This is a genomic window from Yoonia maricola (genome assembly GCF_002797915.1).
Classification (GTDB): Bacteria; Pseudomonadota; Alphaproteobacteria; order Rhodobacterales; family Rhodobacteraceae; genus Yoonia; species Yoonia maricola.
Map to the genome: position 1 here is coordinate 1742082 of NZ_PGTY01000001.1, position 14323 is coordinate 1756404.

The window sequence follows — 14323 nt, forward strand, 5'->3', positions numbered from 1 at the left end:
ATTTGATGCGACACTTTTGTGCGCATTAAACTAAACATACGAATAATTATTGCGCCGCACCTGCAAAATGATTATCTCTGCGCCTGCAAATTGAAGGGAGTCGCGAAATGGCGCATGATGGTCAGGATATGACTTTGAAACAAAATCCGGTTCTGGCTGATCTGGTGGCGCTGACGGCCGCAGCACTTCCTGCCGTTGACGATGTTCTGGCCCGCGCGAAAGACGCTGTGCGCGCAATCGTCGAAGACGGCGGGCGTATTTCGGGAAAGCTGATCGAGGAAAACCAGACTGCGGCCCATGGCCTTGCCTGGCTGGCCACCTATGCGCAGTCGTTGCACCAGATGCAGAGCTGGGCCGCACGTTTGCAGGCGGCTGGCAAGTTCGGCGAAATCGAACAACTGATTTACCAGATCGCCTTTGGCGAATACCTCTGGCAGATCTATGGTGGCATCCCGATGAGCCAAGGTGAAATCATGCGCCTGCAAGACATTGGCCTGTCACAGGACGATATGCGTGCGCTGATGCAGCCTGCCGTGATGACACTCACCCAATCCGGCAATACCCAACCCGCGCGGATGCGCTTGGTCGCGCTGATGGAAGAGCAATCGGCAAACATCACCGTCGGCGCGTCCGGCCTTGATGAAGAACTTGAGATGATCCGCGAACAATTCCGCCGTTTCAGCATTGAACGGGTCGAACCGGACGCACATGACTGGCACCTCAAAGACGAATTGATCCCGCTTGAGATCATCGACGAGATGGCCGAAATGGGCGTTTTTGGTCTGACGATTCCCGAAGAATACGGCGGCTTTGGTCTGTCCAAAGCGTCAATGTGCGTTGTCTCCGAAGAACTGTCGCGCGGCTACATCGGTGTTGGCTCCCTTGGGACCCGGTCCGAGATCGCAGCAGAGCTAATCTTGTGCGGCGGCACCGAAGATCAAAGGCAAAAATGGCTGCCCGGCCTCGCCTCTGCTGAGGTCCTGCCGACGGCGGTCTTCACCGAACCCAACACAGGCTCTGACCTTGGCAGCCTGCGCACCCGCGCCGTCAAGAAAGGCGATGATTGGGAGGTTACAGGAAACAAAACATGGATCACGCACGCGACCCGCACCCATGTCATGACGATGCTCGCGCGGACCGACCCAGACACAACAGATTATCGCGGCCTGTCCATGTTCCTGGCGGAAAAGACACCCGGCACCGAAGACAACCCATTCCCCACCCCCGGCATGACAGGTGGTGAGATTGAAGTGCTCGGCTATCGCGGCATGAAAGAATATGAACTGGCATTCGACGGGTTCGCCATCAAAGGTGAGAACCTCTTGGGCGGTGAAACCGGCAAGGGTTTCAAACAGCTGATGCAGACGTTTGAAAGCGCACGCATCCAGACGGCCGCACGTGCCGTCGGCGTTGCACAATCCGCGCTCGATGTGGGCATGCAATACGCCCAAGACCGCAAACAATTCGGCAAGTCGCTGATCAGCTTTCCCCGCGTCGCGGGCAAGCTGGCGATGATGGCGGTTGAGATCATGGTCGCGCGACAATTGACCTATTTCAGCGCTGACGAGAAAGACAACGACCGGCGCTGCGATCTTGAGGCGGGCATGGCCAAACTGCTTGGCGCACGCGTGGCCTGGGCCTGTGCGGATAATGCGCTGCAAATCCACGGCGGTAACGGCTTTGCCCTTGAATATAAGGTCAGTCGCATCCTTTGCGATGCACGCATCCTGAATATCTTTGAAGGTGCTGCAGAAATTCAGGCGCAGGTGATCGCACGTCGCCTGCTTGACTAAGGTCTGTGACCAATCAGGTCGCGCGGGAAATTGCGTCAATCAACCGCGCGCGCGCGACAGGCATGGGGCGATCACCAAGCCCTTTCATCAACCGGTTTTCGATGAAGTAACCAGTGGTTCCTAGCGCCTTCACCACCTCAGCCGGGGATGCATCACCTTTGCCAGCCAAGACCTCTGGCAACGGCAACATCCGATCAGCCCATTCGCCCGCTGCCTCACGGCTGACGGCCCGACCAGACTTGGGTGAGACATAAATCAAATCCTCATTCACCCCGCGCACAGCGCAGGCCGACAAATCCAACCCAAACCCCATTTCTTCCAAAAGCGCCTGCTCCCACCGCAGATAAGCCAGCGGCCAAAGCTCTGTCTGCCCCAGCAAATCCAGCAAGCCTATTGTGCGCTGGTAAAGCGGCAGATGCGCCTCGCGCTCTGGCAGAACCATCGCCAGCAAGCCGCACACGGCATTCAAACCCGCCAAAGCCAGACGATCCCCCATCGCCGCAGCGGCACGACTGCGCACAGGCTCGACGGTGAAACTGCCCAAATGGCTTTCCAGCCTTGCCTTCCACGCGACGGCAACTTGCGCACCGGGTTGCAAGATCGGTGCCATCTTACGGCTGGTCCCGCCCCGCACCACGCCGACATGCCGCCCATGTGCCGCACTGAACACCTCAACAATGACCGAGGTTTCGCCAAAGGGGCGTGTCGCCAGCACCGCAGCTTCATCTTGCCAAGCGATCATCGGGACAAACCATTTATGATCAAACAGCTCTTCATCTTGGCCCATAAACTCCCGCCGGAGGCATAAAAGTCAATCAAGCCCCGGTTCATCCAGCAAGTGACGGCCCTGTTTATCTTCCACCTCGATCACCCAAAGGTCAGGATCAAAGCTGCATTGCTTGGCGATTGACGCATCAACGTCCGCCTCGGCACCTTCAACCAAGACCATCCACTTTCGGTCGCCGGTCATCAAATCAAAGCTGCGCTGATAACAGCAAGCTTGCCCATCCAATGTGTTGAGTTTGATCAGCACAGCCCCAGCCGTGCCGTCGCCACGTTGCACAATAAATGCCGGAATTTCGATCAATCGCAGCCGTGTCAGATAGGCCGAAACCCATATTTCAGCCGTCAGCTTCAAGCGTTGCCGTCTTTGAAATCAAGACCCATTTCAGAGTATCGTTCAGACTCTTCCAGCCAATTGGGCCTGACCTTTACCTTCACAAACAGATGCACCCTGCGGCCCAGAAACTCTTCAAGCTCCAAGCGCGAGGCTTGACTGATCGCCTTGACCGTCTCGCCGCCTTTACCCAGCACGATCCCCTTATGACCATCGCGGGCGACATAGATCAACTGATCGATCCGGGCCGATCCGTCGGGGCGTTCTTCCCAATTCTCCGTCTCAACCGTCAGCTCATAAGGCAGTTCTTGATGCAGGCGGAGCGTCAATTTCTCGCGCGTCATTTCTGCTGCGATCATACGCATGGGCAGGTCAGCGATCTGATCTTCGGGGTACAGATACGGTCCTTCGGGAACCTGGCGCGTCAGCCAATCGCGCAAGTCGTCGCAGCCATGCCCGCGTTCAGCCGAGATCATAAAGGTTTCCGCAAAGGTAAAGGCTTCATTCATGTCTTTCGTCAGCGCCAGCAGCACCTCGGACTTCACTTTATCAATCTTGTTGATGGCCAAGGCGACGGGTGATTTTCCCGCCCGTTCCGAAAGGGTCTCCAAGATCGCTTTCACACCATCGGTGATCCCACGATGGGCTTCGATCATCAGCACCACCACATCGGCATCCGCCGCTCCGCCCCATGCGGCCGCGACCATGGCACGGTCCAAGCGGCGGCGCGGTTTGAACAGGCCCGGCGTATCTACAAAGATCAGTTGCGCATTCTCGGCCATCGCTACACCGCGGATACGCGCGCGCGTCGTCTGCACCTTATGCGTCACAATCGACACTTTCGCGCCGACCATGCGGTTCAGCAATGTTGATTTGCCCGCGTTGGGCTCACCGATCAGGGCGACAAATCCAGCTTTGGTTGGGGCCTCGGTCATATATCAACTTTCTTCAAAAGGGCGGTCGCTGCGGCTTGTTCGGCATGACGCTTCGACCCGGCAGTCGCCCGTTCGGACGGACCGGATGCCAAACGCACCTCAATGGTAAACACCGGTTGGTGGTCCGGTCCAGTGCGGGCAACCTCAACATACTGCGGCGGAACCTCTCCGCGGGCCTGCGCCCACTCCTGCAGCGCTGTCTTGGCGTCGCGTGCGTCTGCGGCAACATTGTGAATCCTGTCCCCCCACAGGCGCAAAATGGCGGAGCGGGCGGCATCAAACCCGCCGTCCTGATAAACCGCCGCAATCACAGCCTCCATAGCGTCAGCAAGCAGTGCTTCCTTGCGGCGCCCGCCTGATTTCATCTCAGACCGCCCCAGTTTCAACACCGCGCCCAGATCAATCTGGCGCGCGACATCCGCACAGGCTTCGCGACGAACAAGCGCATTATATCGTGGAGCAAGCAGGCCTTCAGGGGCAGATGGGTCTGCCTTTAACAAAGCCTCTGCCATCACCAGCCCTAATACGCGGTCACCCAAAAACTCCAGCCGCTGATTGTCATCACGGTGCGGGCTGACGATAGAGGAATGCGTGACCGCACGTATCAAGATCTCGGGCTTGGTGAAACTATGCCCCAGCCTTTGGGAAAAGGCGTTCAATTCAGCTGAGAGCTTCAATCCAGCGCCTTGAAGAAACGATCAGACCGCCATGTCCAGAAAGCAAACATGGAACGTCCCGCAGATGAGAACATCACACGATCAGCGCGGCCCACAATATCCTTACGCTCCACAAAACCAACACCACGCGCTGTTTGCGCGACACGGCTGTCGGTTGAATTGTCGCGGTTGTCACCCATGAAGAAGAACTGGCCTTCAGGCACAGTGAAAACGCCTGTGTTGTCGGTTGGCCGAGGTCCAATATTCAGGATAGCATGGCTGACCCCATTGGGCAGCGTTTCGATAAACCGCTGTTTTTCGCAGATCGCCCCCAAACCAACGGCGCCATTTGCGCATTGTGGGCTCATACCAAGCGGCCCTTGCGGTTCCATCATTTCGGTGAATGTTCCTGCGGGCTCGACCACGACAGCCTGATCATTGATGTGCAGGACACCGTCGATCATCTGGATACGGTCACCGGGCACACCAATCAGGCGTTTGATAAAATCGCGACCATCCACAGGATGGCGGAAGACGACAATATCACCGCGCTCTGGATCAGAGCCAAAAATCCGGTCTTCCCGGTCCTCAAGAAAGCCGCAGAAGTCATCCGCGCCCAGATCAAGCCCCACTTGCGGAATGCGGATCGAAGGGCAGGACGCGTAGGAATAACCATAGGCCATTTTGTTGACGAACAGGAAATCCCCGATCAGCAAAGTGTCTTTCATGGACCCGGACGGAATCCAGAAAGGTTGAAAGAAGATGGTACGAAAGATACCCGCAATGACCAGCGCCCAGAAAACGGTTTTCACTGTCTCAATGAGCCAGGCAATAAATCCTACTTGTTCAGCTTTTTCAGCCATTGCCCGATCCTTATTGTGATTTGGGGTTACATGAGGGTGTGCGCCTGCACTGTCAAGCGATGGGGCGCGCCTCGATCACCACAAAGGCCTGTGCCCAAGGGTGATCATCGGTCAAAGTCACGTGAATAGTCGCCTCATGCCCCTCTGGTGTCATCTGATTCAACCTTTCCTTAGCCCATCCTGTGACAGCCATCACAGGCTGGCCGGTGGATAGGTTGGACACGGCCATGTCTTTCCACGAAATGCCCATGCGCAGCCCCGTACCCAGCGCCTTTGAGCAGGCCTCTTTCGCCGCCCAGCGTTTGGCGTAGGTTCCGGCCACGTCCTTGCGCCGCTCTGCCTTGCTTTGTTCAATCTCGGTGAACACGCGGTCGCGAAAGCGGTCGCCGAACCTATCCAGCGTTCCGGCGATCCGTTCGATATTGGCCAGATCGGTGCCAACACCAAGGATCACGCGCGGGCCTCATCCAGCACGCGGCGCATTTCAGCAATGGCAGGGCCAAGGCCGCGGAAAATAGCCTCACCAATGATGAAATGCCCGATATTCACCTCGATCACCTGTGGCAGGGCCGCGACAGGACCAACGCAATCATAGGTCAGCCCGTGACCCGCGTGCACCTCTAGCCCCAGATCATCCGCAAAGGCCGCCATATCGGTCAGCTTACGCAGTTCTTCATCACGCGCCTCAAAACGCCCTTCGGCATGGGCGTCGCAATAGGCACCGGTGTGCAACTCAATCACCTCAGCGCCTATCCGGTGCGCCGCTTCGATCTGGCGTTGATCGGCGGCGATAAAGATGGACACACGGCAGCCCGCATCACGCAAAGGTGCGATGTAATGAGCCAGTGAATTCTCTTCTCGTGCGACCTCTAGTCCGCCTTCAGTCGTCCGCTCTTCGCGTTTTTCCGGGACGATGCAAACTGCATGTGGCTTGTGACGCAGAGCAATCGCCTGCATCTCGGCGGTTGCTGCCATCTCAAAGTTCAGCGGACCTTTGAGAGCATCCATCAGCCCCTCAATATCAGTGTCGGAGATATGGCGGCGGTCTTCGCGCAGATGCGCGGTGATGCCGTCGGCCCCTGCCTCTTCGGCCATCACGGCAGCGCGTACAGGATCAGGGACAGCCCCACCGCGCGCGTTGCGCACGGTCGCCACGTGGTCGATGTTCACGCCAAGGCGTAGTTTTTGTGTCATCCTTCACCCTCTTTTATCGTAGGCTGGTTAGTTGCTGGATTGATCGCTAGGTGATGCCTTTTTCTTCAACTGGTCAAGCTTTGCCAATAGCGCCTTCTTACGGCGCGTTTGATAGGCGCTGATGACGGGCACCGACAGGTAGTAAGCAAGCGTCGCAGTAATCAGGCCAGGGATGATGCCACCCACAAGATAGGGAAAAAACACATCATCATAAAACACGCGCAGGCCGTGCCATCTGATCCGATCAGGCGTGAAGATCGCAATGATATTGTTCCACAAATCATAACTGGCATTGGCAAATTTTTGTCCCAGCCTGTCATTGCCACCCGGCGGCAACCCCAACATCCACGACCCCAGACTGATCGACAAATACCCGATAGGCGGAAAAGTCAGCGGATTGCCAAAGAAGGTTGCCATGAGTGCGGCAAAGATATTGCCGCGCAGCAGGCGGGCGATGATCGCCCCGAACACGAAATGGAGACCAAAGAGCGGCGTAAAGCAGATAAAGACGCCTGCCCAGATGCCCCGGCTAATCTTTTGCGGCGTATCCGGCAGTCGGCGCACCCGGTGTTTGACGTATTCAAACGCACGGGTCCAGCCACCGCGGGGATAGAAGAAATCCAGCACGATCTGCCAGATCGCGCGTCTATCCCTGCGTTTGAAGACCAATACTCGTCATCCTTCTCTGCGGGGTGTCCCCGCGCCCAGCGCTGCAAGCCCCGGATCCTTGTGCCGTGTAATCGTCGACACGTTGCTTTCTGCCTCAAGCGCGGTCTGGATGCGGTGCAAATGCTCCGCGTCGCGCAAATCTACGTCAATCAACAATCTAAAATAGTCTGGTTTCCGGTCAATGAACTTGAGGTCAGAGATATTGGCGTTCTGTTCACCAATCAATGTGCAAATACGTCCCAACACGCCAGAATCATTGGCAATCGTGATGTCAAAGGTGACGGTATTCACAGGTCCGTGTGTGCCTTCCTGCCAATGCAGGTCAATCCAGCGTTCCGGCTGATCCTCGTAATCGGCCAATGCTGCACAGTCGATCGCATGCACCACAACGCCCTGCCCCCGGAATGTGATACCAAGGATGCGTTCCCCCGGCACCGGCTGACAGCACGCGCCGCGTTGTTGGGTCTGATCCGGCGCCAGCCCGACAACCGCACGCCCTTGATCAATTTCTTCGCCTTGGGCGTGCTCCAACTCTGGATAGATCGCGGTGACAACCTTGCGCCCCGTAATCTCGGCACTTCCAAGACGGGCGAGCAGTTCTTCGACGCCGTCAATCGCCAATGCTTTTGCTGCCGTACGCAGCGCCTTCTCGGTACTCTTCTTGCCCACATTCTCGAACGCGACACGGGCCAACTCGCGCCCCAACCGGACAAAGCGCTCTCGGTCCTCTTCGCGCAGCGAACGACGGATCGCAGTTTTGGCACGCCCCGTGACAGCGATATCAATCCAGGTCGCTTGGGGCGTTTGCCCCTCAGCCGTGATCACCTCTACCGATTGTCCGTTCTTAAGTCGTGTCCAAAGCGGCACGCGCAGACCGTCGACTTTGGCACCCACACAGGCCGACCCGATCCGCGTGTGGATCGCATAGGCAAAATCAATCGGCGTCGCCCCGCGCGGCAGCTTGATCACATCGCCCTTGGGTGTGAAGCAGAACACCTGATCCTGGTACATCTCAAGCTTGACCGCTTCGAGGAATTCATCGTGATCCTGATCCTCGTCCAATCGTTCGGTCAGCGACGAAATCCATTTCACAGGATCAACGGCAAAGCGGTTCTCGACCCGCTCACCGTTCTTATACGACCAATGCGCCGCCACCCCCGTTTCGGCCACTTCGTGCATTTCACGGGTGCGAATCTGCACCTCGACCTGCTTGCCATCGCGACCAGATACAGTCGTATGGATCGAACGATAGCCATTGGACTTCGGCTGACTGATATAATCCTTGAACCGGCCCGGTACGGCGCGCCAGCGCTGGTGAATGGCGCCCAATACGCGATAGCAATCAGCCTCAGTCGCCACGATGATGCGAAAGCCATAGATGTCGGCCAAACGGCTGAAACCCTGTTCCTTCTCCTGCATCTTGCGCCAGATCGAATAAGGCTTCTTCGCACGACCAACCACATCGGCGGTGATACTCGCCTTCTCCATCTCAACCCGCATGTCGGCGGTGATCTTTTGGATCACATCGCCGGTTTCGCGTTGCAACGTAATAAAGCGGCGGATGATTGAATTGCGGCCTTCGGAGTTCAGGACACGGAAGGACAGGTCTTCCAGTTCTTCACGCATCCATTGCATACCCATGCGGCCTGCAAGCGGCGCAAAGATATCCATCGTCTCGCGGGCTTTCTGTGCCTGTTTTTCGGGGCGCATGGATTTGATCGTGCGCATATTGTGCAAACGGTCAGCCAGTTTCACAAGGGTCACGCGCAAGTCGCGCGACGTGGCCATGAACAGCTTGCGAAAGTTTTCAGCCTGTTTGGTTTGGGTCGAGGTCAGCTGCAAATTGGTCAGCTTCGTCACACCATCAACAAGCTCGGCAATCTCGCGGCCAAAGCGCTTTTCAACCACTGCAAAAGACGCTTTGGTGTCTTCAATCGTATCATGTAGCAACGCGGTGATCAGGGTCGCGTCATCCATCTGCTGTTCGGCCAGAATGCCCGCGACAGCAACAGGATGTGTAAAATACGGCTCACCCGAATGACGAAACTGCCCTTCATGCATTTCAGCACCAAAGGCAAAGGCGTCACGCAGCAATTTTTGGTTGGAATTCGGGTTGTAGGTGCGGACCAGAGCAATCAGATCATCTGCAGTTGTCATCTGGTCCCGCGCCTATCCATGCAAGGCCGGTTTGGCGGCCTTAGCGCTGCCCTTGCGCATCCATCAATGCGCGCAGCAGTTTCTCTTCTGACATGTCGTCCTCGGCAGGTTTGTCGGTTTCAGCGCCCATAAGCAAAGACATGCTGTCCTCCTCGGGTTCATCAACTTCAATCTGCGTTTGGTTTGCTTCGATCATACGCTCGCGCAGATCAGCGGCCTGCTGTGTTTCTTCCGCGATTTCGCGCAGCGACACCACAGGGTTTTTGTCGTTGTCACGACCAACGGTGATCGGTGCACCAGAGGAAATTTCACGCGCACGATGTGCTGCGAGCATAACAAGCTCAAAGCGGTTCGGAACTTTATCGACGCAATCTTCTACGGTGACGCGGGCCATTGGCGAACTCCAGTCGGATCATATGATGTTGGAAGCCGTCTGCTTAGTGGCTTCGCGCCAGAATGACAAGAGGCTAAGGTATGCGCCGGGGTAGTTTTCTAAAGGCTGTCCGGATCACTCAATCGTGTAGCTTCTGCGCGTAATTCCGCGGGGAGGTCGGCACAGAGTTGCGCAATCGTGCGGCGCAAAATCGGGTGTTCCCAATCGGGTGCAATGTCCAACATTGGCACCAAAACAAAGGCCCGATCCTGAAGCCGAGGATGCGGCAAGATCAACTCCTTTGGCGACATGACCTGTTGATCATGGAGCGGCAAGTTGCGCCACGTCTGATGCGTTTGCGCATTCGGAAAAACGCACGCGCCCAGCGCAATCAGATCAAGGTCAAGTGAGCGCTGACCCCAACGTTTTATGCGTTTGCGGCCTGCTTTCGCCTCAATTTCGTGCAAAATATCGAGCAAGTCAGTCGGCGAAAGCGCGGTTTCTATTGCCATCGCAGCGTTGATATAGACCGGCCCAGTACCTGCCGGAAACGCCGGCGTGGAGAATAATCCACTGATCTGCGCACCGCCCGACGACTGTGCCGCGATCAAATGCATGGCCTTTTGTACAGTTTCCTTTGCGTCACCCCAGGCCGAGTTTTCGTTGCTACCAAGGGCGATCAGCGCATGTTGGCTGACTTGGGACATTTTCCTCTCTTGTCTCAAATGTGAAAACCTTTACTAATTTTACAATCTTGCAGCTTCCATAACACTCACGGAAAAAAACTGCTTGCAAGACTACATTTGGAAGGACGACTCTATGTTTTATCGGGACGAGCGATTGGCGCTCTTCATCGATGGATCAAATCTTTATGCAGCGGCGAAGTCGCTTGGCTTTGACATCGATTACAAACTCTTGCGACAGGAATTCATGCGTCGCGGGAAAATGCTTCGGGCTTTTTATTACACAGCACTGCTCGAAAACGACGAATACTCCCCTATCAGACCACTTGTGGATTGGTTGAACTATAACGGCTTCACCATGGTGACGAAGCCTGCGAAGGAATACACAGACAGCATGGGCCGCCGTAAGGTGAAGGGCAACATGGACATCGAACTGACTGTCGATGCGATGGAGCTGGCCCCTTATGTTGACCACATTGTGCTATTTTCCGGCGACGGCGATTTCAGACCTTTGGTTGAATCATTGCAACGCAAAGGCGTACGCGTCTCTGTTGTTTCAACGATTCGCAGTCAGCCGCCGATGATTGCTGATGAATTGCGTCGGCAGGCCGATAGTTTCATCGAGCTTGATGAACTCCGTGACGTAGTGGGCCGCCCGGCCCGTGAACCGCGCCCGGAAGTAGAACGCGAAGACGTCACACAAGAGACCTGACCTAGCATCCATTGCGGCGCTGTGCATTTCGCCGCAATGGGTCGCACCATCTGGTGCTGGACCTGCGTGGATCAAACCCTTACCTCTGGTATCGTAACCGGAGCGCATGATGACAAAACCACCACTTACCCTTTATCTGGCCGCACCCCGTGGTTTTTGCGCGGGCGTTGACCGGGCCATCAAGATTGTCGAGATGGCCTTGGATAAATGGGGTGCACCCGTCTATGTGCGTCATGAGATCGTGCACAACAAATTTGTCGTTGATGCGCTGCGCGACAAAGGCGCCGTGTTCGTTGAAGAACTTGATCAATGCCCCGATGACCGCCCTGTTATCTTTTCTGCCCATGGTGTGCCGAAGTCAGTACCTGCCGCTGCCGCGAAACGCGAAATGGTCTATGTCGATGCGACCTGCCCTTTAGTCAGCAAAGTGCATATCGAAGCACAGCGCCATGCCGATAACGGCTTGCAAATGATTATGATAGGGCATGAAGGGCACCCGGAAACAGTTGGCACCATGGGACAATTGCCCGAGGGTGAAGTGCTTTTGGTTGAAACGGTGGCTGATGTGGCATCAGTAAATGTCCGCGATCCGGACAGGCTGGCCTTTGTCACCCAAACAACGCTTTCTGTCGATGACACGGCCGATATCGTCACAGCACTGTATGACCGCTTCCCCAAGATTGTCGGGCCTCATAAAGAAGACATATGTTATGCGACCACAAATCGTCAGGAAGCCGTCAAAGCCATGGCACCCAAATGTGATGCGATGCTGGTAGTCGGCGCCCCCAACTCTTCCAACTCGAAGCGTTTGGTCGAAGTGGGCGCGCGCGCTGGGTGCAACTATGCGCAGCTAGTACAACGTGCGACGGATATCGATTGGCGCGCGTTGGAAGGGATCACATCCATGGGGATCACGGCAGGTGCCTCGGCCCCCGAAGTGCTGATCACCGAAGTGATCGACGCGTTCAAAGACCGTTTCAACACCACGGTAGAGATGGTGGTCACGGCAGAAGAAAACGTTGAATTCAAAGTGCCGCGTGTCTTGCGGGAGCCAGCTTGATGATCAGCCTGCAGTTCTTCATTACGGCAATTGTCGTTTGCATCGCTCCCGGCACCGGTGTGATTTACACACTCGCCTTGGGGTTGGGACAAGGACGGCGCGCCGCAATTGCGGCAGCAGCAGGTTGCACATTTGGGATCGTGCCTCACTTGGCTGCGGCCACACTGGGGCTGGCTGCACTTTTGCATACAAGCGCCTTACTGTTTCAGATCGTCAAGTTCGCGGGTGTTGCTTATCTGCTCTATCTGGCGTGGCAGGCCCTTAAATCAGATGGTGCGCTGGCAATACGGCCTTACGGGGTGGCCCAATCAGCGTTAAAGATCGCACGGCGGGGCGCATTGATCAACATTTTGAACCCTAAACTGTCGATCTTCTTTTTGGCGTTGTTGCCCCCATTCCTGTCCGGCAACCCAGCTACTGCAACGGCCGAAATGGTCATGTTAGGCGGTATCTTTATGGCGCTGACCTTTGTGATTTTTGTGCTCTATGGTGCCTTTGCCGCCATTGCACGCGACTGGCTGTTGCAAAGCGAAACAGTAATGAAGTGGCTCTCGCGTTCTTTCGCAGGCATCTTTGCGGCACTTGGATTGCGGCTGGCGTTCGAAAAAGCATGAACGCAATTCCACGCTCTGCTCTGCTTCTTGGCCTTGCTGGCTTACTCCCGTTTCTGTGGGGGGCGGCCACGGTGCTGCTGCCTGACCTTGGCCTTTGGGGGCAGATGACCCTTGGGGGACGCTTCATCGGCCCTTTTGTGCAGCTTTTCTATGGCGCTGTGATTTTATCATTCATGTCCGGTGTGCTTTGGGGCTTTGCAACTAGGGCCGCAGGGCAGACGGCCACGGCAAGTTACGTGCTGTCCGTCATTCCCGCATTGTGGGCGTTTTTCATGACAGGCGGTGGACCGACCACTGCGGCAATGAACATGATCGTAGGATTTATTGGACTGCTCTTGCTTGACTGGCATTTTTGGAAGCTGGGCCTTGCACCCGCATGGTGGATGCATTTGCGGGGGCTTTTGACGGCCATTGTCATCCTCACCTTCCTGCCCTTGGTATTCTGATGAGTGATGCACGCACCATCGCGACCTATAACGCAAAAGCACAGGAATACGCCCGGATCGTGACAAACGATCAACCGGACCAAAGCCTGCAGGATTTCATCAACCTGCTCCCAAAGGGCGGCGCAGTCCTTGATCTTGGCTGTGGCCCCGGTGCGGCCTCTTTTCATATGCAAAACGCAGGGCTGGTTCCCGACCCAATTGATGCCTCAGAAAAGATGGTCGCGATTGCGCAGGAAAAATTTGGACTTAACGCACGCCTCGGCCAGTTTGATGACGTTGCAGGCGTGGCGATTTATGATGGTGTTTGGGCCAATTTCAGCCTGCTTCACGCCCCACGCGATGATCTGCCACGCTATTTCAATGCACTCTTTCAAGCGACAAAACCCGGCGGTGTTCTGCATGTGGGCATGAAAACCGGTGAAGGCACAGCGCGTGATGCGATCAACCGACTTTATACTTACGTCACCGTAGGTGACTTGTCGCGCTTGTTCACAGATGCAGGCTATGCCGTGACCTTTGTGAAAGAAGGGAAAGAGGCAGGTCTTGCTGGCACAATTGATCCCTTTGCAATCATGCGCGGGGAAAAGCCCTGATATGCCCAAGCTTTTTGCCTATACTGACGGCGCGTGTTCAGGCAATCCAGGCCCTGGCGGCTGGGGTGCGCTGCTGATCGCGCGCGATGGCGACAAAGTGCTGAAAGAACGCGAACTCAGCGGCGGCGAGTCGGAGACGACCAACAACAGGATGGAGTTGCTGGCCGCGATTAATGCGTTAGAAACACTCGACCGGCCAACGACGCTCACGATTGTCACTGACAGCTCCTACGTCAAAGACGGGATCACCAAGTGGATTCATGGCTGGAAAGCGCGTGGTTGGAAGACAGCCGCGAAGAAACCTGTCAAAAACGAAGAGCTATGGAAGCGGCTGGATGATGCCGCCAACCGCCACGATGTGACATGGGAATGGGTCAAGGGCCACGCAGGGCATCCCGAGAACGAAAGGGCGGATGAGTTGGCACGGGCTGGGATGGAGCCGTTCAAGCCGTGACAGT

The 14323-nt window shown here is 56.1% G+C and carries 18 protein-coding genes; 7 read left to right on the top strand and 11 right to left on the bottom strand.

Translation table 11 applies throughout. The annotated features are described in order from the left end of the window. Positions 1–107 precede the first annotated feature (107 nt). The gene (locus tag BC777_RS08785) at positions 108–1793 is read left to right on the top strand and encodes an acyl-CoA dehydrogenase family protein (protein WP_100367689.1); all 1686 of its coding nucleotides are present in this window, start codon (positions 108–110) and stop codon (positions 1791–1793) included. 13 nt (positions 1794–1806) lie between these two features. Here BC777_RS08785 and recO read toward each other — a convergent pair whose 3' ends face one another. The 11 genes from recO to folK form a co-directional block, all read right to left on the bottom strand. Continuing rightward, positions 1807–2535, bottom strand: coding sequence for a DNA repair protein RecO (gene recO, locus BC777_RS08790; protein WP_100368073.1), 729 nt, complete (start codon positions 2533–2535; stop codon positions 1807–1809). Positions 2536–2604: 69 nt separating this feature from the next. Further along, positions 2605–2931 carry a DUF1491 family protein gene (locus BC777_RS08795; RefSeq protein WP_100367690.1) on the bottom strand — a complete coding sequence of 109 codons (327 nt, stop codon included), beginning with the start codon at positions 2929–2931 and terminating at the stop codon, positions 2605–2607. Then, positions 2928–3845 carry a GTPase Era gene (era, locus tag BC777_RS08800; protein ID WP_100367691.1) on the bottom strand — a complete coding sequence of 306 codons (918 nt, stop codon included), beginning with the start codon at positions 3843–3845 and terminating at the stop codon, positions 2928–2930. The genes BC777_RS08795 and era overlap by 4 nt, the downstream gene beginning before the upstream one ends. Beyond that, positions 3842–4522, bottom strand: coding sequence for a ribonuclease III (rnc, locus tag BC777_RS08805; RefSeq protein WP_100367692.1), 681 nt, complete (start codon positions 4520–4522; stop codon positions 3842–3844). Before rnc ends, era begins: the two co-directional genes overlap by 4 nt. Further along, positions 4519–5364: a signal peptidase I gene (lepB, locus tag BC777_RS08810; protein ID WP_100367693.1), complete on the bottom strand. Its 846-nt coding sequence runs from the start codon at positions 5362–5364 to the stop codon at positions 4519–4521. The genes rnc and lepB overlap by 4 nt, the downstream gene beginning before the upstream one ends. A gap of 52 nt (positions 5365–5416) precedes the next feature. Continuing rightward, positions 5417–5818, bottom strand: a complete 402-nt coding sequence (acpS, locus tag BC777_RS08815) for a holo-ACP synthase (protein ID WP_100367694.1) — start codon at positions 5816–5818, stop codon at positions 5417–5419. Beyond that, complete coding sequence (locus BC777_RS08820) at positions 5815–6558, bottom strand: pyridoxine 5'-phosphate synthase (RefSeq protein ID WP_100367695.1); 744 nt, start codon at positions 6556–6558, stop codon at positions 5815–5817. The genes acpS and BC777_RS08820 overlap by 4 nt, the downstream gene beginning before the upstream one ends. A gap of 27 nt (positions 6559–6585) precedes the next feature. Next, positions 6586–7227, bottom strand: coding sequence for a DUF2062 domain-containing protein (locus BC777_RS08825; RefSeq protein WP_100367696.1), 642 nt, complete (start codon positions 7225–7227; stop codon positions 6586–6588). A 6-nt stretch (positions 7228–7233) separates the two neighbouring features. Then, complete coding sequence (locus BC777_RS08830) at positions 7234–9384, bottom strand: RelA/SpoT family protein (RefSeq protein ID WP_100367697.1); 2151 nt, start codon at positions 9382–9384, stop codon at positions 7234–7236. A 40-nt stretch (positions 9385–9424) separates the two neighbouring features. Continuing rightward, entirely contained in the window at positions 9425–9778 is a 354-nt protein-coding gene (rpoZ, locus tag BC777_RS08835; protein WP_100367698.1) for a DNA-directed RNA polymerase subunit omega, read from the bottom strand. Positions 9779–9876: 98 nt separating this feature from the next. Continuing rightward, positions 9877–10464: a 2-amino-4-hydroxy-6-hydroxymethyldihydropteridine diphosphokinase gene (folK, locus tag BC777_RS08840; RefSeq protein WP_100367699.1), complete on the bottom strand. Its 588-nt coding sequence runs from the start codon at positions 10462–10464 to the stop codon at positions 9877–9879. A 112-nt stretch (positions 10465–10576) separates the two neighbouring features. On the opposite strand from folK, the gene BC777_RS08845 reads away from it, so the two are divergent. From BC777_RS08845 to rnhA, 6 genes are all read left to right on the top strand, one after another. Continuing rightward, a complete protein-coding gene (locus BC777_RS08845; protein ID WP_100367700.1) occupies positions 10577–11152 on the top strand; it encodes a LabA-like NYN domain-containing protein in 576 nt (191 codons plus the stop codon). Between the two features lie 109 nt (positions 11153–11261). Beyond that, positions 11262–12212: a 4-hydroxy-3-methylbut-2-enyl diphosphate reductase gene (gene ispH, locus BC777_RS08850; protein ID WP_100367701.1), complete on the top strand. Its 951-nt coding sequence runs from the start codon at positions 11262–11264 to the stop codon at positions 12210–12212. After that, positions 12212–12826: a LysE family translocator gene (locus BC777_RS08855; RefSeq protein WP_100367702.1), complete on the top strand. Its 615-nt coding sequence runs from the start codon at positions 12212–12214 to the stop codon at positions 12824–12826. The genes ispH and BC777_RS08855 overlap by 1 nt, the downstream gene beginning before the upstream one ends. Further along, positions 12823–13272: a DUF3429 domain-containing protein gene (locus BC777_RS08860; protein ID WP_100367703.1), complete on the top strand. Its 450-nt coding sequence runs from the start codon at positions 12823–12825 to the stop codon at positions 13270–13272. The genes BC777_RS08855 and BC777_RS08860 overlap by 4 nt, the downstream gene beginning before the upstream one ends. Continuing rightward, positions 13272–13865 (top strand): class I SAM-dependent DNA methyltransferase, encoded by a 594-nt coding sequence (locus tag BC777_RS08865; RefSeq protein WP_100367704.1) that lies wholly within the window; start codon positions 13272–13274, stop codon positions 13863–13865. The genes BC777_RS08860 and BC777_RS08865 overlap by 1 nt, the downstream gene beginning before the upstream one ends. A 1-nt stretch (position 13866) precedes the next feature. After that, positions 13867–14319 carry a ribonuclease HI gene (gene rnhA, locus BC777_RS08870; protein ID WP_100367705.1) on the top strand — a complete coding sequence of 151 codons (453 nt, stop codon included), beginning with the start codon at positions 13867–13869 and terminating at the stop codon, positions 14317–14319. Positions 14320–14323 lie beyond the last annotated feature (4 nt).